This is a genomic window from Anaerofustis stercorihominis DSM 17244 (assembly GCF_000154825.1).
In the GTDB taxonomy this organism is placed as follows: domain Bacteria; phylum Bacillota; class Clostridia; order Eubacteriales; family Anaerofustaceae; genus Anaerofustis; species Anaerofustis stercorihominis.
Window position 1 is genome coordinate 1,138,756 of record NZ_DS560019.1, and the last position, 20,213, is coordinate 1,158,968.

The following is a 20,213-nucleotide window of genomic DNA, read 5'->3' on the forward strand; positions in this document are numbered from 1 at the left end:
AAATAAAGGAGACAAAGTCCTATGGAAAATAAAAAAGGAAAAATTGTCCAGGTTGTAGGTCCTGTCGTAGATGTTAAATTTGCTGAAAATGATTTACCTAAACTGAATGAAGCTATTAAAATAGATAATCATGGTGAAGAGTTGATCATTGAGGTAAGTGAACATATCGGGGACAATACGGTAAGATGTATTGCGATGGATACGACCGACGGACTTGTAAGAGGGATGGAAGCCGTTTCTACAGGCAGTCCGATAATGGTTCCCGTAGGGGATAAAACATTGGGCAGGATGGTCAATGTTTTAGGTCAGCCTATAGACGGAAAAGAAATGGATTTAAGCGATGTCAAGCTTTCACCGATACACAGGGAAGCACCATCTTTCGAAGAAATGCAGACTGTACCTGAAATATTTGAAACAGGTATAAAAGTCGTAGACTTGATTTGTCCTTACACAAAAGGCGGTAAGATCGGTCTGTTCGGCGGTGCCGGAGTAGGTAAGACTGTTTTGATACAGGAACTTATCAGTAATATCGCTACTGAACACGGCGGACTTTCTGTTTTTGCCGGCGTTGGAGAAAGAACAAGGGAAGGTAACGACTTATACTATGAAATGAAAGAGTCGGGAGTTTTGGATAAGACTTCATTATGCTTCGGTCAGATGAATGAGCCGCCGGGAGCAAGAATGAGAGTTGCTCTTACGGGACTTACCATGGCAGAACATTTCAGAGACGAAGAAAATCAAGACGTACTTCTATTTATAGATAACATATTCAGATTTACACAAGCCGGAAGTGAAGTTTCAGCGTTGCTTGGAAGAATGCCGTCTGCGGTAGGTTATCAGCCTACTCTTGCGACTGAAATGGGTGCGCTTCAGGAAAGGATCACTTCTACAAAGAGCGGTTCCATCACGTCTGTTCAAGCGGTTTACGTACCTGCGGATGACTTGACCGACCCTGCTCCCGCAACTACATTTGCCCATTTGGATGCTACTACAGTACTTGACAGGGCAATAAGTGAAAAAGGTATTTATCCTGCTGTAGACCCTCTCGGTTCTACCAGTAGAATATTAGACCCTAAAGTAGTAGGGGAAGAACATTACCAAATTGCCAGAGGAGTTCAGGAAATATTACAAAGATATAAAGAACTTCAGGATATTATCGCAATCTTAGGTATGGAAGAATTAAGTGAAGAAGATAAATTGATCGTTGGAAGAGCAAGAAGGATTGAAAGATTTTTATCTCAGCCATTCCACGTTGCTGAACAGTTTACGGGACTTAAGGGTGCTTATGTTCCTATTTCCGAAACGCTCAGAGGATTTAAGGAAATACTTCAAGGTAAGCATGATGATTTACCTGAAGCAGCATTCTTACTCGTTGGTACGATTGATGATGCCGTTGAAAAGGCAAAACAATTACAAGCCGAAGAAGAAGAGTAATATTAAAATACATTTATGAGTTTTCATAAATGTATTTTTTTTGAGTGTAGTTTTATATAAAATAAATTGTATTGGTGATTTATTGATAATTAAATTTAGTAATATAAATAATATAAGTAATGATATTACGCATTATTATAAAAAATAAGTTGGAATGGAATAATTCCATACCAACTTATTTTTCTAATACGATATATTAAGCTTCGCTTGTTTTATAAATTTATATTATCTGATTTTGACTTATGACCGTTCGAAAAACAATCCTATGGATTTTTTTCTCATATGAAATAAATCACTTCGTTCTTTTTTTATGCTTTTAAGCATAAAAAAACGTCTTTCTTTCGAAAGACGCACAATTTCAAACATGGTGATCCGTCAGGGGATCGAACCCTGGACACCCTGATTAAGAGTCAGGTGCTCTACCAGCTGAGCTAACGGACCATTTATCACGCTTTATTATTATAATTAAACATTATTGAAATGTCAATAATTTACTTGAGATTTAGCAAATAAACGTTAAATATATTTTTAACCATAAATCTTTTCCGTTATTATTTTAGAATATTCGTCGATTTTTCCTCTTTTCACTGCATATTCAAATATACTATATCTGTTTCGTACCTTATATGCACCAATCATGCTTTTGTAAAATAAGTCTCTATCTATTTCAATTTCACTCGGCAGTGTCGGTGCGCCTACTGCTTTTAGTAATTTTATTACATCTTTTTTGTCGTATTTGTATTTAAAGACTTCTTTTGGTAATTCTTCTTTCATAAGTTCAAAAAGTTCCAAGACTATGGGCGTGGCGATACCGACTTTTATTCCATGAAGATATGGATATTTGTTTCTTTTTATGAAGTCCATCTCCCAGTAATGTGATATCATATGTTCCGCACCGGAAGCCGGTCTTGATACTCCGACCAACCCCATTGCCACACCTGTGAACGTGAGAGCCTCAAGGAGGTATTGAACGGATTTTTCATCTCGGTTCATCAGTTTATCTGCACTGTCGATTACTCTTTGTATTGCCCTCTCAGTGAGTGTTATACATGTTTCGCAAATATACTCTCCCGTTAATATATTTGACAGTTTCCAGTCCATCAAAGCTGTTATTTTACCGACAATATCTCCAAACCCGGCTCGTATCAGTTCGTCCGGTGCATTTTTCATTATATTCACATCTCCTATTATGGCATAGGGAAGAGTTGCCTCGAATGAAATCTTATAACCGTCGCATATGAGAGGTGAACCGTCGGAAGCATAACCGTCCATGGACGGTGCAGTACATATTATGATATAGGGTATCTTTGTTTTCACGGATAAGTATTTGCCGAGGTCGTTTATTGTCCCGCTTCCTATCGCAATTATAAGTTCGGTGTCATTTTCAAGTTCCATAAAAAGACGACCGAGGACTTTTTCGTTTGGGATCAGGATTTCTTTGCTGTTTGGAATTATAAAATTTTTGAAGGTATGATTATTGTTTTTCAGTATTTTAACTGTCTTTTCTCCCGCAGCATTATAAGTATTTTCGTCACTGAAAATAAATATTTTTTTATCCTTGAATGTGGATAATACTCGGTTAAGTTCATCAAGTGCATTATTTTTTATACATATCTCCTTAATAGGGAGGCTATGTCTTTTCCCGCATTTGCATTCAAAATCCAAATTTGACATCTCGTTGATGCTCATTTCTAATATATTTTTCATCTTTCCTCCGAAATTAAATTATTATAGACCACCATTTCGTATTCTGTTTTGTATGCTTCGGATTTGACTTCAACGTATTCAATAAGCTCGTTTTTTCTTGTAAAAGTGGTGGATTTTAGTACACATATAGGCGTTTTTTCTTCTATATTCAAGTACAGTGCTTCGTATTTATCGCTTGGTTTTATCAAGACTTTTTGTGATGCTTTAAATGGTATGATACCTTTGCTTGAAAGTACGTCATATAAAGACTTTTCCGTGAAATCTTCATGAAGTAAATACTTGGTATGATTTATCGGTATATATGACGTAGCGAGAGAAAATAGATTTCCGTCTATATATCTAAGCCTTTTTAAAAGGAATATTTCATCATGTATGTTGACATTTAATTTTTTTGCTATTCTTTCATCGGCTTTTTCTATGTTTTGGGAAAGTATCTTATTTGTAACTTTCTTACCCTGCATTTTGGCATCATTGAAGAACCCGACTATGGAAGTAAGCTGGTGGTCGGTATAAGGGCTGTTTCCAAGGTAAAAGGCACCTTTTCTTTCTTTTCTTATAATAAGCCCCTCTTCCTCCAAAAGGTTCAAAGCAGATATGATAGTTGGTCTGCTGACGTCATATTTTATACATAGTTCTCTTTCTCCCGGGAGATTGCTGTAATAAGGAAGTCCTTTGAAGTCTTCTTTTATCTTTTCTTTTATTGATTTATATAGCGGTTTATTTTTAATGTTGTTCATACATATCTCCTTATATCCACTGGATATATTATTTAATATTACAATATGTGTTTTTTAATAAATTGTCAATAGTATTTATTAATATATATCTCCAGTGGATATAAAATATTCATTAGATTAAAGAAATTATGAACTTAAATGATATGATTTATAAACAGGTTACATAAATTTTTATAATTTAAAGGTAAAAATATTTTGTATTGAAAGGGTATTGGAATTTTAATAAATTAAAGTACCATTAAAATATCTCTGATAATCTTAAGCTCACTTTTTTTGATAATTATTAAATCCTTTTATATAGAGAGTTTAATAATTTGGTTTTAGAATATTATTATTTTTGATATTACTGTAATAGGCTATTTAAAGGGATTTGTAAAGTTGCACTCCGCAAGGGGTGCGTAGATTAAAAGATAATGCTATTCTTTTTTAAGATAAAAAAGAACGAAAAAATCTCCGCTCAAGCCTCGGAGGCTGAAGCAGTAGCTAAAAGGTATGCAAAACCTACATTTGCAAATCATTTTTGCGGCATTTTATTTAGCAGTGAGTAGTTACATATTTAATTGATATTGTTTACATTTTATTTTAATGGCAAAGTGAAATTTTAACTTTATAATGAATAAACATAAAATCTTATTAATATATTGTGGATTGAAATAAGGTATACATAATAACAGAGAATTATTTAAAAGTGTTGTACCTTGCATAGTATGCATGGATTGAAATTCAACGATGATGAATAGCCCGGAACAAAAGGTAGTTGCAACTCATACGAGGTATGTGAATTAAAACTGTATACCTAAAGGATTAGGAACGATAGACAGCGAGCGGTCGCACCCCGCATAGGGGGGCATGGATTTAAAAGGTTATGATAATTTGCTCGTTTATAGATTTAGAGTTATGCTCCTAAGAATTGTATGTAGTTACAAATGAAAATCATATGTTATTTTTATAAAGAACTTATATTTGTATTTTTATATAAAACTTTTTATAATGAATTGAATATGTATATTTAAACCTAAAAATTTGAACTGAGTTCAAATTTTTATTCGTTAATAAAGCATTTTAATAAAGTCACACTAAAGTTTTATGATTTACTTTTACATATGGTTTTATGGGTAAGGTAAATAAATTATATAATATCAAAGTGAAACATTCCAAATAATGATTATATATAATAAAAAAGGAGACTTATTCCAAGTCTCCTTCCACTTTTTCAAATAAATATTTATATTTTTCACTTAAATAGCTTTCCAAAAATTTATTTTCAAATTCATTTACATCTCTGCACTGTTCGCCAAGCTTATAAATCCTTTCAAATAGATTTGCTGCAATTTTCATCAGTTTGTAATTATTGCATTTCTTAAATATGATATTTTTCCTTACATCTATCGTTGCTTTAATATATGTATCCATAATATCACTCCTTGGTATTTTTTGTATTATCATAATAACATTTTATACTGTAGAAAAATTGTAGTATATCTGATAATTAATAATTTTTACTGTGATGTATTTTTCAGATTAAAAAAATAAATGTAATTATTATGTTAAATTTTGATATAATACTTTTATAAAGTATTAAAGGAGCGAAAAATGCATAATTTTGTTGATTATTTCGAAGAAGATGAAGTATGTGATTTAACGTCGGTCAGTTTTGTAAGTCCCGAGTTTAGGGAAAACTTGGATTTTGGCGTTACCGATGAAATAGAGATATTGGAAGCAAACAATAAGGAGCTTATTATAGATTTCACGAGAACACTCGTATATGAAAATGACGATGATGTAGAGCCGTTCTTACAGGTCAGTGCAACCGCCAATTTCAGCGTTAAAGATGATTTTAACGATACGATAGTTCTTATGTCAAAGACAAGTGATTTGGAAAATAAAATACTGGAAAACGAAGAATTTTTCTTGAGTTCTACCATATCAGGGGTGTCTTTGTTGATTTCTCAGGTACTTTCTTCCTTCGGCAAGGTACCGGTTATCACGCCTCCCGTATTTATGAGCGAAGACGATGAAGAGTAGGGCTGTAGTTTAATTGATTTTTCTAAATTTACAGAAAACTCTTGACATTAAAATAAAAAAAGTGTATTATTCTATACAACATTAATATAGAAAACCGTAGAGAAAGAGTAGTAGGCAAGATAAGAATGATTTAAAGAGAGCTATAGGCGGTGTGATTATAGCATGATTTCCTTGTTGAATGGACTTTTGAGGGTGACTTTGAACTGTAGTAGGGGTCATCGGGTTCCCGACCCGTTATCAGACCGGGCGCATATGATGGTATGTGTATGAGAGTGGACTTTTATGTCAATTTGAGTGGTACCGCGGATAATTTCGCCTCAAGCAAAGCAATTTGCTTGGGGCTTTTTCTATATTAAAAATAAAAATTTTTAATAAAGTGAGGAAAAGAAATGAAAAGAACAAAAAAATTATTGATGGTTGGACTTAGTTTAGTATGTGCAGTAGGATTATTTGCCGGCTGCGGAAACAGCGATAGCGGTAATTCGGCGGATAAAACATACGAACTCGGTATTTTACAGTTTGCAAATCACGGTTCACTTGATAATTGCAGAGAAGGATTTTTACAAGGTTTAAAAGAAGAAGGTATCGAAGAAGGCAAGAATTTGAATGTGACTTACAAGAACTCCGGTTCGGACGCTGCAACTGATAACCAAATAGCTTCAAGCTTTGCTTCAAAAGATATGGATATGATTTGTGCGATAGCTACTCCTAGTGCACAAAGTGCATATAATGCTGCTAAGGATAAGAACATTCCAGTTATATATACGGCAGTAACATCTCCGAAACTTGCGGGTTTTGTTGATGACAGCGATAAAAATGTCGGAGAAATCACGGGAACATCTGATTTGGTACTTGCCGATGACCAATTAAAACTAATTACCGATATGATGCCAAAAGTAAAAAATGTAGGTATACTTTACAGTACCAGTGAAGTTAATTCAAAAGCGGGTATCGAAGCTTACGAAAAAGCAGCAAGCAAGTATGGCGTAAAAATAATAACTCAGGGAACAAGCAGTGCGGCTGATATCCCTATGGCTACAGACAGCTTAGTTAAAAAAAGTTGATTGTATCACAAATTTGACTGACAATACTGTAGTAAGTAATCTTCCTACGATTTTAGATAAGGCAAACAAAGCTAAGAAACCTGTTTTCGGTTCAGAAATAGAACAAGTTAAGATAGGATGTATCGGATGTGTAGGTATCGATTTTGTAAAACTCGGTAACCAGACAGGTAAAATGGCGGCTAAAGTTTTAAAAGGCGAAGCTAAGGCAAAAGATATGCCTTTCGAAACTTTTGATTCCGGCGAAATCGTTATAAATACCAAAGTAGCAAGTGACCTTGGTATTGAAATCAGCAACGGTGTGAAAGAACAGGCAAGTCAGACTTTTGATAAAATAGAACAGTCAGGCGAAAATAAATAATATAGTTTATTATCCCTTGGGATTTTAATAAAGTATTCAAACGTCAAAAAGGTTGAGCTCCTAAAATCATAAATTTCTAAAGAAATTTATCTAACCCTTATTAAATTTATTATGTAAAACTTATGGTATTCTCGAAAAACTTAGCGGAGCTTGACTTTTGACGTATGAATTAAATAGTAAGTAATTAAATATATGGTTAAGGCACATCTTAACTGTATACTTATTTATTTAAATAAGAAAAGGAGATAAAAAGTTGGATTTGATCATCGGCGTTTTTGAACAAGGCTTTATATATGCAATCATGGCAATAGGCGTATATATAACATATAAAATATTGGATTTTCCAGATTTGTCCGTTGACGGGACATTTCCTCTGGGAGCTGCAATTACGGCAATGCTTATTATAGCGGGGGTAAATCCTTATTTGACTCTTATTGCGGCAACGCTTTTAGGAGCCTTATCGGGAGTTCTTACAGGTATCATACATGTTAAATTTAAAGTAAGAGATTTATTATCGGGGATAATCATGATGACCGCATTATATACGATAAATCTTCGTATAGCGGGAGGTGTTGCAAATGTACCTATATTCAATTATAAGACTATATTCGATAATGATTTTATAAATGGTATATTCCCTGAATTTCTTGCTCCTTATAAGACTATGATAATAATATTCATAGTTCTTATTATCTCTAAACTTTTACTTGATTTATATCTTAAGACGAAGTCCGGATATTTACTTAGAGCTGTAGGGGACAATGAAAAAATTGTTACTTCTTTGGCAAAAGACAGTGGGGTAACGAAAATAATAGGCTTAGCGATAGCAAACGGACTTGTTGCTTTAGCGGGAAGCGTTATGTGTCAGCAGCAGAGGTTTTTTGAAATCACAATGGGGACAGGGACTATAGTTATAGGTCTTGCAAGTGTAATAATAGGTATGAATGTATTTAAAACAGATAAGATAAAGGCGACTACAGCTGTAGTATTCGGTTCTGTTATATATAAAGCATGTGTTGCTATTGCTATTGAGTGCGGTCTGGAGGCTTCTGATTTAAAGTTAATAACGGCTTTATTATTCTTTGTAATATTGGTATTCAGTATGGACCGTAAAAAGAAGGTGAAAGAATGATAAGATTAGAACATATAGATAAGTATTATAATATAGGTACGATAAACGAAGTTTGTCTTTTCAAAGATTTTAATTTGGACATAAACGATGGGGATTTTATTTCCGTAATAGGAAGCAACGGCTCCGGAAAGACTTCAATGCTCAATCTTATCTGCGGCAGTTTATCTCCGGAAAAAGGAAAGATAATACTCGGCGGAGAAGATATAACAAAGCAGAAAGAATTTGTCAGAAGCAGAAAAATAGGAAGAGTGTATCAGGATCCTTCCATGGGTACATGTCCGAGTATGACGATTTTAGAGAATATGTCTCTTGCGGATAATAAAGGCAGTTCTTACGGACTTGGACTTGGGACCAATAAAAAGAGGATAGGTCATTATAAAGAATTATTGTCAAGACTTAATCTAGGACTTGAAGATATGCTTGAAAGTAAAGTTGGTTCGCTGTCCGGAGGGCAAAGACAAGCTATGGCTCTTCTTATGACTACTATGGCGGATATAGAGTTTCTGATTTTAGATGAACATACTGCAGCACTCGACCCAAAGACTGCAGAAATAATAATGGAACTTACCGATGAGATAGTAAGGGAAAAGAATATTACTACAGTAATGGTAACTCACAACCTTCGCTTTGCCGTTGAATACGGAAATAGGATAATGATGATGCATAACGGAAATGCTATCATAGATAAATCAGGAAGTGAAAAGAAATCCGTTATGATAGATGACCTGCTTGAAAGATTTAATGAAATAAGTATCGAAAGCGGCAATTCGCTTTAGAATAAATAATAACATTCAAACTTAAAAAAGACTGCTGTGTGCGGTCTTTTTTATTGTAGATATATAAAGGGTAAGGGGCGCGGAATCTGCGTAGCAGGCGTAGTGCCCCGTTTTCATGATAAGTTTTTAAATATCATATTTTGTATTAATTTGTTATTAATGTATATTTTTTGTAACTTTATTTATTTGTTACATGGATTAATATATAATGTAATAAATATTGTTTATATCTTATAGAAATAAGTAAAAACGTCCTCTTTTCGTAATGGAACTATGCTGTTACAATACGTATGAATTATGGTTGTGTAATAACTCAAAAAAGTGTAAAATAAGATAAAAATAGTTTTAATTAAAGGAGAATGATATGAAAAAACTTTTAAGTGCTGTTATGGTGCTTTGTATGATGTTTTCAATAGCATCTTGTTCATCTAATAAAGATGATTCAAATATTGAAGAACAGCAGCAAGCAACATATCAGGTAGAAGGAACAGCGGAAGAAGTTGGAGACGGCTCATTAAAAATCAAGACGAGAGCAAATGAAGACTTGATCTTTGATATATCCAATGCTGCTGTAGTTACAGAAAAAGATATTGAAAAAGGCGATGATATCTCTGTTTTATATTCAGGGGAAGTTAAAGGAAATGATACATCTAATGTAAAAGTCGTTAAGGTAGTGGATACTGGAGCGGAAGTTATTACTCTTAAAGCAACTGTTGTAAATATTAAAAACGATAAGCTGACTGTTAGATCAGGCGGCAAAAAATTAACATTTGATATCAACAATGCGGAAGTTCATTATAAGAATGGTATAAAAAAAGGTAATATTATTCACATTTCGTATTCCGGGAAAATAAAGGGAACAGATACTTCTCTTGTGACTGTACATGAAATTATTGATAATGAAATGAACAAAGAAAGAGCCAAACATGATAAGAATAATGGTAAAAATGCCGTTAAGATATCAAAAGTAAATGAAACTGTTTATGCGACTTGCGTAGTTCGAGTAAGAAAAGCAAATAGTTTATCTTCTGAAGTAGTTGGCAGTTTGAATTATGGAGAAAGTGTAAAGCGTATAGGTATTTATGATAATGGCTGGAGCAGGATCGAATATAATGGCCGTGTAGCATGTGTATCTACTCATTACTTATCAACGGATAAACCAAAAGAGAAAGTTGTATCATCTACAACAAAAGAAGAGACAAAGAAAAAAACAGCTAAAAAAGATACCAAGAAGGACAATAAAAATAACAAGAAAAAAGATAATACTACTACTGGCAAGCCTGCTTCTTCAGATACAAAGATAATTGAAGGTACGATCGAAGATGCGACTATGAATAATTTGATTGTAAAAGTGACAAAGGGCGAAAATAAAGGCAAAAAAGTTGATATCCTTACCGACGGTGTTGAAATACATACAAAGAATGGCTTGATTATAGGTAATAAAGTTAAAGTTGTTTATCAAGGAAGTTTGAAAAATATAATACTTATCGTTGATAACGATGCTAATATAGAAAGCAATTCAGATACAGCGGATACTTCTGAAAATTAAATAAGCAATAAAAAAGACACTTTCAAGTGTCTTTTTTGTGACGGGGCGCGGAATCTGCGTAGCAGGCGTAGTGCCCCGTTCTCCAGATAAAGGATTTTATTGTATTAAATTATTTATTACTTGTAAGCAGAGGCGGTTTGTTTTCATCTTTTCTGTCCATTAGCCATTGTCCCATCAATATTTTAAGCACCGCAAAAATAGGTATTCCTATTACCATTCCCACAACTCCGAACAGGCTTCCGCAGAATATGATTGAAACTATTACCCAAAAACCGTTTAGTCCCACTACGTCGCCAAGTATTTTCGGTGCAAGAACGTTTTGATCGATCTGCTGAATGAAGATTATTATGAGTACCATAATAATTCCCTGGATAGGTCCGCCTGAAATCATTGCGAATATAGAGCATGGGATGACACTGAATATCGGTCCGAAGAGAGGTATCATATTTGTTATCGTTATGATGAATGCTATGAGTGAAGCGTACTTGATTTTGAATATATATGCAAGAGCCATTCCCATTGCTCCTACTATCAGTGAGCATATAGCTTTGCCGGATAAGAATTTAAAGAACATATAATTCATTAAATCCAATACATAAGATACTCTTCCGTAAATCCTCTCTGAGAATACTGCTTCTGAAACTCTTGAAACTTGTCTTAATAAAGTGTCTTTATCTATTAGCATATAAAGTGCAAGGAATATTGCTATGAATACATTGTAAACTGTTTTACCTACACTCATCGTTGCATTTACCAGGTTTGTGCCTATTCCTTCGACCCAGGTTTTTGCGAAGCTCAGCATATTTACCAATGTTGCATTCACTCCGCTTGATGTAGTTATGTCTATATTGAAAAAGTTTAGGATATTAACTACCATAGGGTGCTTAGTTAAATCAGTAACGAAACTTTCTATCGATCCCATATTATCCTGAATTGATGTTATAAGTGATGTTATACTTGTGATAGTACTCGGAAGGACGATATATACTATTAGTGTGATTATCAAGATAGCTATTATCATTACCGCTACTGAAGAGAGAACGCGGTTGGTTCCGTCCTTAAACTTGGAGTGTTTATTTATCCTGTTGTATAGGTTGTCTACCGGCTGATATAGGAAGAACGCTATTATAAAGCCTATGAGTACCGGCTTTAAAGGAACATAAAATGCATTCCATATACCCACAAGTTTATTGCTGAAAGAAGATAAATTTTGAATGCCAAAGTAAAAAGCTATTATAAAACATACCGCAAGCGTTATTAAAACGAGGTATTCAATATATTTCCGTTCAATATTTTTGAATTTTTTCATTGTATCCCTCTCTTTTTTCATTTATTTTCAAATTATATCATACTAATAAGTTAAAATACTATAAAGAAAGTATATTTATGATATAATTAATTAAAATTTAATAATTACGAGGTTAATATGATATATTATTTGATTGTTATTATTAGTGTGGTTTTAGACCAGATAAGTAAAAAAATCGTTATAGATAATTTAAAACCTATAGGCACCGTCCCTCTTATAAAAGATGTGTTTCATTTTACTTACTGTGAGAATACCGGGGCTGCCTTCAGCATTTTTTCTAAAAATACAGCGCTTCTTACTGTTGTAAGTCTAGTATTTATATTGGTTGTTTTTTACTTCTTATTTAAAAATATAAAAAAGAAAAATCATAACAAAATGCTGCTGTTCGGATTATCTTTTATATTAGGGGGAGCAATAGGTAATTTTATAGATAGATTTTTTCATGGTTTTGTAACCGACTTCTTTGATTTTAGACTTATAAATTTTGCAATATTCAATATTGCCGATGTTTTTATAACAATAGGCGGGATTTTATTTTGTATATACATTTTGTTTTCTAAGGATGATGAGAGTATATTTTAATAAGTGAGATAATCAAAATTCATTTAAAATTTTATTAATGACTTTATTTTAATTATTTAATGTTTATTGAAAATATTAAGGATCTTGCTTAGGTCCTTTTGTTTTGTTATAAAATAAAAAATAATGAGTCATAACATTATATAATATTAGGTATATATATCATATAATAAGATTTTATGTGGTGTATTATTTATTTTATACGATCGATATCCTTATTTATATAAATTTGTTAAATTTATTATTTCTTTGTGTTTTAATGTTTTATTTAATTAGAATATATAGCAATAAGCAGTTAAAAAATAATAGAGAAAATCTTATAATCATAGTTTTTAAACTTAGTAAAAAAATAAAGACTTATTACTTAGTCTTTATTTTTTATATTCTCTAACTAGCTCAATCAATTTATTTTTATCATTTTTATCCTTATCTTCTATTACTTCACTTAAAAGATATTTTAAAATTTCCCCTACGTCTTTACCGGTAAAGCCCAAGGATATAATGTAATCTCCGTTTATCTTTAAGTCGCTTATCCTATAAGGTTCTTTGTTTTTTATTACTCTTTTAGCAAATTCTTCGGTGTCCCTAAATCTTTTTAGATTATCCTTTACCAGTTCATGATTTTTTGCTTCGTCATCGGCGATCCTGACTTTTATTAAATCAAAGAATAGTTCCTCACCGAATTCGTTAAGTTTTTCTTTTACATATTTGTTTTTCGGAGCCATATATTTGTCATGATTTTTTATAAGCAGCAGTATTTTTTCTTTGGTATCATTGTCGAATTTAAAATCATCCAGTATGTTTTTAGCCATTTCCCGGGAAATATCGGAGTGATTGTAGAAATGGTCTGTATTTTCTGCATCAGTCGTTTTAGTTTTGACCTTACCTATATCATGGAGCAGCATAGTCATTTTTAAATGAAATACATTTTCTATATTATTGAATGTTTTGTAGGTATGTTCTCCGACGTTTTGCATATGGTATTTATTGTTTTGATAAGTATGGAAACATTCTTTGATGATAGGAAATAGAACAGTTATAAAATCCATTTTGTTGATATCCATATCGCTTTCAAATATTTCTTTTATCTCGGGAAGTATCCTCTCTTTTGCTACATTGTTAAGTAAATGCATATTTTCTTTGATAGCATTTAAAGTGTTATTTTCTATTTCAAAATCATATCTGCCCATAAATCTATAGGCTCTGAGTATCCTTATCGCGTCCTCTTTAAATCTTTCCTTACCGTCTCCGACAACTCTTATGATACCTTTTTCTAAGTCCTGTCTTCCCTCAAATAAGTCGATAAGTCCGGATTTCTCATTATAAGCCATTGCATTTATCGTAAAGTCTCTTCTCGATAAATCTTCTTCTATACTTGATAAGAACTCTACACTTTCGGGTTTCCTGTTTTTTATATACTTTCCTTCTTTTCTGAATGTCGTGACTTCTATGGGGGTATTATTTATTATTACAGTTACGGTCCCGTATTTTATACCTGTCGGTATGGTTTTATATTCTTTGAATAACTCCATTGTTTCTTTCGGAGATGCGTTTGTTGTTATATCGTAGTCTTTGGGAGTCTTTCCCAATAACAAGTCTCTTACACATCCTCCAACTATATATGCTTCATATCCGTTATTATTAAATTTATCTAAAATGATTTTTGCTTCTTTTAATATATCTAATTTCATAATATCACCTACTTGATTTTAACACTTATCATAGATTTTTACCAACTGTTTTTTTACTATTCAAATTCCTATATAAAGTAATATAACAATATGATATAAAAACTAACTTTTCTCTTTCAAAAACATCTCTTTTTTGATAAACTTTATAAGAACAAATAAAGAAAAGAGAATTTTAATGAATAATTTAACTATAGTTGCCACATGTACTTTCGGACTTGAAAAAGTACTTAAGAGAGAAGTAACCGACCTTGGATATGAAATAGATAAGGTGGAAGACGGGAAAGTTTATTTTAAAGGAAACAAAAAAGATGTGATGAATGCAAACCTTCACCTTAGGACTGCGGGAAGAGTGCTTATATTTATAACTACCTTTGATGCATATTCTTTTGATGACCTTTTTGATAATGTTGAAAGTTATCCTTGGGAAGATATATTTGAAAAAAATGCAGGTTTTAATGCTACAAAAATAAGCAGTGTAAAGTCCAAATTGTTTTCCAAAAGAGACATCCAAAAAATCGTAAAGAAAGCTATAGTTGAAAGACTTAAGAGAAAATATAAATTAAACAAGCTAAGTGAAAGCGGTTCATACTATGAATTGATAGTGAATATAAAAAAAGATAAGGTCAGCATTTTTATAAATACTTCCGGTAAGGGGCTTCATAAGAGAGGGTACAGAGAGAACGCATTAAAAGCACCTTTAAAAGAGACTTTGGCAAGCGGTATTATCTTACTTTCCGGATACAGAGGCGACAGACCTTTCAGCGATGTCATGTGCGGAAGCGGAACTATTGTTATCGAAGCTGCAATGAAAGCAAAGAATATAGCTCCCGGGCTTAACAGAGGATTTGCTTTTGAAAAATGGAAAGAGTATAGCAGTAAAGACTTCGAGCTTTTAAAGGAAGAAGCGAGAGCGGAAATCAAACCTGCCGAAGTGAGACTACTGGGAAACGATATAGATTATAGAGCCATAAAGCTAGCTAACGAGAATGCAAGAAAAGCCGGCGTTGAAGATGCAGTCGCTTTTCAGAAAATGGATATGAAAGAATTTCGCTCCAGAAAGAAAAACGGTCTTATGATAGTAAATCCTCCTTATGCTGAAAGGATAGGCAATGAAGCAGAAGTAATACAGTTATATAAAGATTTCGGAAAGATGTATGAAAATTTGGAGGATTGGAAACTGTTTGTTTTATGTGCTCATCCGATGTTTCAAAAATACTTCGGTGAAAAAGCGGATAGGAACAGAAAGTTATTCAACGGGAATATGCTTTGTTATTTATATCAGTATTATCCCAAAAGAAAGTGATTTAAAGAGAGGTATTAATGACTGTAAAAGAGGCTCTTGAAACTGCAAGTAGAAAATTAAAAGAAAATAATATAGAAAATCCGATAAATGAAGCAAAATATTTGCTTAAATATTTATTAAAAAAGGATGATGTCTTTTTTATAACTGATTTAAATTATGAGTTGACAGATGAAGAGATCAATGAATATGAACAACTCGTAAATAAGAGGTGCGCACATGTACCTTTCGGTTATATAACAGGTATAAAAGAATTTATGGGACTTGATTTTCATGTGGATAGAGAAACCCTTATTCCTCGTCCGGAGACCGAAATCATAGTGGAATATATGATTGAGCATTTTAAGGGTATTACTCTGGATATATTGGAGATCGGTGTCGGAAGCGGGTGTATAAGTATATCTACAGCAAAGTATCTTGAAAACGTAAATATTTTAGGAGTGGATATAAATGAAAAGGCACTTTCTATAGCGAATAAAAATATTGAGTATCATAATGTAGATGATAGGGTTAAGTTTATAAGAAGCGATATCTATGAAAATGTAGAGGGTAAGTTTGATGTTATTATTTCGAACCCACCGTATATAAGAAAAGATATTATAGAGACTTTGGAAGATGATGTTAAAAAGTATGAGCCTATTTTAGCTCTTGACGGCGGGGAAGACGGACTTTACTTCTATAGAGAAATAATAAAAAATGCTTCAAAGTATTTAAATGAAAGCGGTCATATTATTTTTGAAATCGGATATGACCAAGGAGAGCAGGTTAAGGATCTGCTTATTCAAAATAACTTTACGAATATAGAAATCATAAACGATTTAGCGGGATTTGACAGGACTGTTGTGGGGAAATTAAAATAAAAAAGAGGATATTTAAATATCCTCTTTTTTATTATTGTATTTATTTTACCATTTTACACGCCTTTATCAAGTTTACCATCAAGCAGGAAGTTGTAACACTTCCCACGCCTCCGGGAACGGGAGTTATGCGTCCCGCAGTTTCATAAGCACTTTCAAAGTCCACATCTCCGCACATTTTTCCGTCTACGAAGTTTATACCTACGTCTATTACCACAGCACCCGGTTTTATATAGTCTTTATTGACCATATTTCCTCTGCCCACCGCAGCGATCAAAACGTCTGCTTTTTTGCATACTTCTTTAAGGTTCTTTGTTTTGGAATGACAAATCGTTACCGTTGCATTCCTGTCAAGTAACATCATGCTAAGTGGTTTACCCACTACGAGACTTCTTCCTATAAGAACTACTTCTTTGCCTTCAAGTTCAATATCGTAATGATCCAATATTTCCATTACTCCGAGAGGAGTGCATGGATAAAATCCGCTATTATCTGATATGAAGACTTTTGCCAGATTGATCGGTGAAAAGCAGTCGATGTCTTTATTGGGATTTATCAGATATTTTATTTTGTCCTCATCAAGCTGTTTTGGAAGAGGTCTGAAAACCAATATGCCATGTATCTTATCGTTATCGTTTAAAACTTTTAAATTGTTATCGAAATCTTCCTGTGATATATCTTCTTTCAGTACGACGGATTTTACGGATATATCAGCCTTAGCCATTAATTTTATTATGCTCGTTTCATAGGAAATGTCGCTTTTATTTTCTCCTACTCTTAAAACCGCAAGCTGAGGTTTGATACCTTTTGACTTTAATTCTTCACATTCTTTTCTGCATTTCAATATTATTTCATTTGTAACAGTACTACCGAGTAATCTCTTTGTCATTTATATACCCTCTATATTTAATTTGTTCAATACTTCTTCGTATATTTTATCGCATAGTTTTATTCCGTCATTGACTTTATTTTTATAAGTATTTAAGTTTTTATCTATAAAATCTTTATCCGTAATGGTTCCCATGTTTATCATCATGTTAAGATATCCGCCTTTTAAAGCGCTTCTTAAACATTCTATCCCAACACCCACATCGCTTATCAGTAAAACAGAGCCTTTTTTTACAAGTTCTTTATGAAGCATTATCGCTTCGTATGCGGTGTCGATGATTTCCATCGGAGCTTTGCAGGCGATAATGGAACATCTCGATATTTCCTTTTGTTTTTGCTTTCTTTCTTCTTCCGTTTCTGCTTTTATCCCATATGCTTTAGACAAGGGAAGAAAGTTTTCTTCATCTTCATCTATCAGGTCCAGAAATCTGTTTTGCAGTTTTTTTGATTTATTGATTATTTCTTTTATGTCTTCTTCAAATTCGGCGTACTTCTTTTTACCTGTGGTAAAATTTGAAACCATGCCTGCAAGAGCAGTTCCGAGGGAACCGCATAAAGAAGAAACCCCGCCTCCTCCGGGAGCAGGGTCCTTGCTGTAAGTTTTATTTATAAATTCTTCAACTTCTATATTTTTATAAGCCATAATTCTACCTATCTGACTTTAAGTCCGCTTTCGATATCTTCTTCGGGAGTTATGAATGTAAGTTTCCCGTCATTATCTTCCGCAAGTAAAATCATTCCCTGTGAAATTTCGCCTCTTAGTTTTGCTGGTTTTAAGTTTGCAACGACTACGACGTTTTTACCGACAAGTTCTTCGGGAGTAAAGTATTTTGCTATACCGGAAACGATTTGTCTTTTTTCACTTCCCACCATTACTTCGAATACGAGTAATTTATCGGCGTCGGGATGTTTTTTTGCAGAGAGTATTTTACCTATCCTAAGGTCTACTTTTGCAAAATCATCAATGCTTATTTCACTGATTTCTTCGACTTCTTTTTTAGTTTTCTTGTCTTTTTTCTTTTGTGTTTTTTCTTCTTTTTTATCTTCTTTATCTATCTTAGCCAAGACTTCTTTTGCATCGAGTCTGTTGAATAAAACGAAGGCTTTGTTTAATGTTATACCTTCTTCAAGTCCGCCGAATTTTAAGATACTTTCATAAGATGAATTTTTAGTGTTTAACATCTTGATGATATTTTCTCCCGTTTCGGGTAGGAAAGGAGTTATAAGAACACCGATGACTCTTATGGATTCAAGCAGGTTATATAGAACCGTTCTTAATCTGTCCTGTTTATCTTCTTCTTTTGCAAGTACCCAAGGCATCGTTTCATCGATATATTTATTACTTCTTCTCGCAAGAGCTATAATCAGATTTATCGCATCCGCAACTTTTAATTCGTTCATCTTTTCCTCTACCAAAAGAGGCGTTTTTTCCGTAAGTTCAATAAGTTCATTATCTATATCTTCTATATCTTTTGGATTTGAAACGATACTGTCAAAATATTTCTTGCTCATTGCAATGGTCCTGTTTACAAGGTTACCTAAAATATTTACGAGTTCTCCGTTTATCCTGTCGATAAGCTGTTCATAAGTAAGGGTCCCGTCCTGTGCAAAAGGCATTTCTCTTAAAAGATAATATCTTACGCTGTCTACTCCGAATAAATCTACAAGGTCGTCGGCATAAATAACATTTCCCTTTGATTTGCTCATCTTTCCTTCGCCGAGAAGCAGCCAAGGATGTCCGAAGATTTGCTTTGGAAGAGGTAAATCAAGAGCCATGAGCATGATAGGCCAGTATAAGGTATGAAATCTTAAGATATCTTTACCTATTAAATGCACATCTGCTGGCCAATATTTATTATAGTTTTCTTCGTGGTTCCCGTCAGGGTCGTATCCAAGGAAAGTGATATAGTTTGAGAGTGCGTCTATCCAAACATAAACTACGTGTCCCGGGTCAAAATCTACGGGGATACCCCATTTAAAGCTTGTTCTCGATACGCATAAGTCCTTTAGCCCCGGTTTTAAGAAGTTGTTTACCATTTCGTTCTTTCTTGATTCCGGCTGAATAAACTCGGGATGAGTTTCTATATATTCCATTAATCTGTCGGCATATTTGCTTAATTTAAAGAAATATGCTTCTTCTTTTTCATAAGACACTTCTCTCCCGCAGTCTGGGCATTTACCGTCTATTAGCTGACTTTCCGTAAAGAATGATTCGCAGGGTTCGCAGTACATTCCTTCGTATTCGTCTTTATAAATGTCACCTTGTTCGTATAGCTTTTTAAATATCTGCTGTACCTTTTTTTCATGATATGGGTCTGTTGTCCTTACGAATTTATCGTAGCTTGTGTTCATGATATCCCAGATCCTGTGGATTTCTTCTGAAACGTTGTCTACGAATTTTTGCGGAGTTATCCCCGCTTCATTTGCTTTTGTTTCTATTTTTTGTCCGTGTTCGTCCGTTCCCGTTTGGAAATATACGTCGTATCCGGTAAGTCTTTTATATCTTGCTATACTGTCGGCCAATACTATTTCATAAGTATTTCCTATATGAGGTTTCCCCGAAGTATAAGCTATTGCGGTTGAAATATAATATGGTTTTTTACTCATTTACTCATCTCTCCTTAATAAAAGCAATAATAACTTAATATTACCAAATATCACCTTTAAAATCAATTATATTAATATTTTATCCTAAAAAATCATAACAAAACCTTTAATGATTTTACTTATATCATAAATAATCACTTTTCTCTGTTCACTTGAACAAATCAAGTTTAATTGGTATTATATATTTAAGAATTATTTCT

At 33.3% G+C, this 20,213-nt stretch carries 18 protein-coding genes, 1 tRNA gene and 1 other annotated feature; of the genes, 10 read left to right on the plus strand and 9 right to left on the minus strand.

What is annotated here, in order from left to right:
• The first annotated feature begins 21 nt into the window (after positions 1-21).
• Positions 22-1,434 carry a F0F1 ATP synthase subunit beta gene (gene atpD / locus ANASTE_RS10345; RefSeq protein ID WP_007050968.1) on the plus strand — a complete coding sequence of 471 codons (1,413 nt, stop codon included), beginning with the start codon at positions 22-24 and terminating at the stop codon, positions 1,432-1,434.
• Between the two features lie 365 nt (positions 1,435-1,799).
• Here atpD and ANASTE_RS10350 read toward each other — a convergent pair.
• From ANASTE_RS10350 to ANASTE_RS10365, 4 genes are all read right to left on the minus strand, one after another.
• Positions 1,800-1,875, minus strand: a tRNA-Lys gene (locus ANASTE_RS10350).
• 87 nt (positions 1,876-1,962) lie between these two features.
• Positions 1,963-3,141: a sn-glycerol-1-phosphate dehydrogenase gene (locus ANASTE_RS10355; RefSeq protein WP_007050969.1), complete on the minus strand. Its 1,179-nt coding sequence runs from the start codon at positions 3,139-3,141 to the stop codon at positions 1,963-1,965.
• Positions 3,138-3,878 carry a GntR family transcriptional regulator gene (locus tag ANASTE_RS10360; protein WP_007050970.1) on the minus strand — a complete coding sequence of 247 codons (741 nt, stop codon included), beginning with the start codon at positions 3,876-3,878 and terminating at the stop codon, positions 3,138-3,140. Before ANASTE_RS10360 ends, ANASTE_RS10355 begins: the two co-directional genes overlap by 4 nt.
• 1,188 nt (positions 3,879-5,066) lie before the next feature.
• Positions 5,067-5,291 (minus strand): hypothetical protein, encoded by a 225-nt coding sequence (locus tag ANASTE_RS10365; RefSeq protein WP_039945582.1) that lies wholly within the window; start codon positions 5,289-5,291, stop codon positions 5,067-5,069.
• A 180-nt stretch (positions 5,292-5,471) separates the two neighbouring features.
• On the opposite strand from ANASTE_RS10365, the gene ANASTE_RS10370 reads away from it, so the two are divergent.
• The 6 genes from ANASTE_RS10370 (at position 5,472) to ANASTE_RS10390 (ending at position 10,782) form a co-directional block, all read left to right on the plus strand.
• Positions 5,472-5,903 carry a hypothetical protein gene (locus ANASTE_RS10370; RefSeq protein WP_007050973.1) on the plus strand — a complete coding sequence of 144 codons (432 nt, stop codon included), beginning with the start codon at positions 5,472-5,474 and terminating at the stop codon, positions 5,901-5,903.
• An 88-nt stretch (positions 5,904-5,991) separates the two neighbouring features.
• Positions 5,992-6,226, plus strand: a binding site (T-box leader).
• 66 nt (positions 6,227-6,292) lie between these two features.
• On the plus strand, positions 6,293-6,967 hold the full coding sequence (locus ANASTE_RS10375) for an ABC transporter substrate-binding protein (RefSeq protein WP_007050974.1): 675 nt from the start codon (positions 6,293-6,295) through the stop codon (positions 6,965-6,967).
• A 13-nt stretch (positions 6,968-6,980) separates the two neighbouring features.
• Complete coding sequence (locus ANASTE_RS12360; protein ID WP_007050975.1) at positions 6,981-7,325, plus strand: ABC transporter substrate-binding protein; 345 nt, start codon at positions 6,981-6,983, stop codon at positions 7,323-7,325.
• Positions 7,326-7,578: 253 nt separating this feature from the next.
• Positions 7,579-8,457 carry an ABC transporter permease gene (locus ANASTE_RS10380; protein ID WP_039945584.1) on the plus strand — a complete coding sequence of 293 codons (879 nt, stop codon included), beginning with the start codon at positions 7,579-7,581 and terminating at the stop codon, positions 8,455-8,457.
• Complete coding sequence (locus ANASTE_RS10385; protein WP_007050977.1) at positions 8,454-9,233, plus strand: ABC transporter ATP-binding protein; 780 nt, start codon at positions 8,454-8,456, stop codon at positions 9,231-9,233. The genes ANASTE_RS10380 and ANASTE_RS10385 overlap by 4 nt, the downstream gene beginning before the upstream one ends.
• A 364-nt stretch (positions 9,234-9,597) precedes the next feature.
• Positions 9,598-10,782: an SH3 domain-containing protein gene (locus ANASTE_RS10390; RefSeq protein WP_007050978.1), complete on the plus strand. Its 1,185-nt coding sequence runs from the start codon at positions 9,598-9,600 to the stop codon at positions 10,780-10,782.
• 109 nt (positions 10,783-10,891) lie between these two features.
• On the opposite strand, the gene ANASTE_RS10395 is transcribed toward ANASTE_RS10390, so the two are convergent.
• Positions 10,892-12,091, minus strand: coding sequence for an AI-2E family transporter (locus tag ANASTE_RS10395; RefSeq protein WP_039945586.1), 1,200 nt, complete (start codon positions 12,089-12,091; stop codon positions 10,892-10,894).
• A 117-nt stretch (positions 12,092-12,208) separates the two neighbouring features.
• Between ANASTE_RS10395 and lspA the strand changes: the two genes are divergently transcribed.
• Positions 12,209-12,673, plus strand: a complete 465-nt coding sequence (gene lspA / locus ANASTE_RS10400) for a signal peptidase II (protein ID WP_007050980.1) — start codon at positions 12,209-12,211, stop codon at positions 12,671-12,673.
• Between the two features lie 368 nt (positions 12,674-13,041).
• On the opposite strand, the gene ANASTE_RS10405 is transcribed toward lspA, so the two are convergent.
• Positions 13,042-14,361: a CCA tRNA nucleotidyltransferase gene (locus ANASTE_RS10405; protein ID WP_007050981.1), complete on the minus strand. Its 1,320-nt coding sequence runs from the start codon at positions 14,359-14,361 to the stop codon at positions 13,042-13,044.
• A 175-nt stretch (positions 14,362-14,536) separates the two neighbouring features.
• Between ANASTE_RS10405 and ANASTE_RS10410 the strand changes: the two genes are divergently transcribed.
• Positions 14,537-15,664 (plus strand): THUMP domain-containing class I SAM-dependent RNA methyltransferase, encoded by a 1,128-nt coding sequence (locus ANASTE_RS10410; RefSeq protein WP_007050982.1) that lies wholly within the window; start codon positions 14,537-14,539, stop codon positions 15,662-15,664.
• Between the two features lie 17 nt (positions 15,665-15,681).
• A complete protein-coding gene (prmC, locus tag ANASTE_RS10415) occupies positions 15,682-16,521 on the plus strand; it encodes a peptide chain release factor N(5)-glutamine methyltransferase (RefSeq protein ID WP_007050983.1) in 840 nt (279 codons plus the stop codon).
• A gap of 40 nt (positions 16,522-16,561) precedes the next feature.
• Here prmC and ANASTE_RS11990 read toward each other — a convergent pair whose 3' ends face one another.
• From ANASTE_RS11990 to metG, 3 genes are read right to left on the minus strand one after another with little or no spacing between them, the layout of a single operon-like run.
• Positions 16,562-17,407: a bifunctional 5,10-methylenetetrahydrofolate dehydrogenase/5,10-methenyltetrahydrofolate cyclohydrolase gene (locus ANASTE_RS11990; protein WP_007050984.1), complete on the minus strand. Its 846-nt coding sequence runs from the start codon at positions 17,405-17,407 to the stop codon at positions 16,562-16,564.
• Entirely contained in the window at positions 17,408-18,049 is a 642-nt protein-coding gene (locus ANASTE_RS11995) for a cyclodeaminase/cyclohydrolase family protein (RefSeq protein WP_007050985.1), read from the minus strand.
• A gap of 8 nt (positions 18,050-18,057) precedes the next feature.
• The gene (metG, locus tag ANASTE_RS10430; protein WP_007050986.1) at positions 18,058-20,013 is read right to left on the minus strand and encodes a methionine--tRNA ligase; all 1,956 of its coding nucleotides are present in this window, start codon (positions 20,011-20,013) and stop codon (positions 18,058-18,060) included.
• Positions 20,014-20,213 lie beyond the last annotated feature (200 nt).

Bases quoted from the DNA above. Each gene is read 5' to 3' on its own strand.
- atpD (WP_007050968.1), top strand. From the start codon at position 22: ATGGAAAATAAAAAAGGAAAAATTGTCCAGGTTGTAGGTCCTGTCGTA.
- ANASTE_RS10355 (WP_007050969.1), bottom strand. From the start codon at position 3,141: ATGAAAAATATATTAGAAATGAGCATCAACGAGATGTCAAATTTGGAT.
- ANASTE_RS10360 (WP_007050970.1), bottom strand. From the start codon at position 3,878: ATGAACAACATTAAAAATAAACCGCTATATAAATCAATAAAAGAAAAG.
- ANASTE_RS10365 (WP_039945582.1), bottom strand. From the start codon at position 5,291: ATGGATACATATATTAAAGCAACGATAGATGTAAGGAAAAATATCATA.
- ANASTE_RS10370 (WP_007050973.1), top strand. From the start codon at position 5,472: ATGCATAATTTTGTTGATTATTTCGAAGAAGATGAAGTATGTGATTTA.
- ANASTE_RS10375 (WP_007050974.1), top strand. From the start codon at position 6,293: ATGAAAAGAACAAAAAAATTATTGATGGTTGGACTTAGTTTAGTATGT.
- ANASTE_RS10385 (WP_007050977.1), top strand. From the start codon at position 8,454: ATGATAAGATTAGAACATATAGATAAGTATTATAATATAGGTACGATA.
- ANASTE_RS10390 (WP_007050978.1), top strand. From the start codon at position 9,598: ATGAAAAAACTTTTAAGTGCTGTTATGGTGCTTTGTATGATGTTTTCA.
- ANASTE_RS10395 (WP_039945586.1), bottom strand. From the start codon at position 12,091: ATGAAAAAATTCAAAAATATTGAACGGAAATATATTGAATACCTCGTT.
- lspA (WP_007050980.1), top strand. From the start codon at position 12,209: ATGATATATTATTTGATTGTTATTATTAGTGTGGTTTTAGACCAGATA.
- ANASTE_RS10405 (WP_007050981.1), bottom strand. From the start codon at position 14,361: ATGAAATTAGATATATTAAAAGAAGCAAAAATCATTTTAGATAAATTT.
- ANASTE_RS10410 (WP_007050982.1), top strand. From the start codon at position 14,537: ATGAATAATTTAACTATAGTTGCCACATGTACTTTCGGACTTGAAAAA.
- prmC (WP_007050983.1), top strand. From the start codon at position 15,682: ATGACTGTAAAAGAGGCTCTTGAAACTGCAAGTAGAAAATTAAAAGAA.
- ANASTE_RS11990 (WP_007050984.1), bottom strand. From the start codon at position 17,407: ATGACAAAGAGATTACTCGGTAGTACTGTTACAAATGAAATAATATTG.
- ANASTE_RS11995 (WP_007050985.1), bottom strand. From the start codon at position 18,049: ATGGCTTATAAAAATATAGAAGTTGAAGAATTTATAAATAAAACTTAC.
- metG (WP_007050986.1), bottom strand. From the start codon at position 20,013: ATGAGTAAAAAACCATATTATATTTCAACCGCAATAGCTTATACTTCG.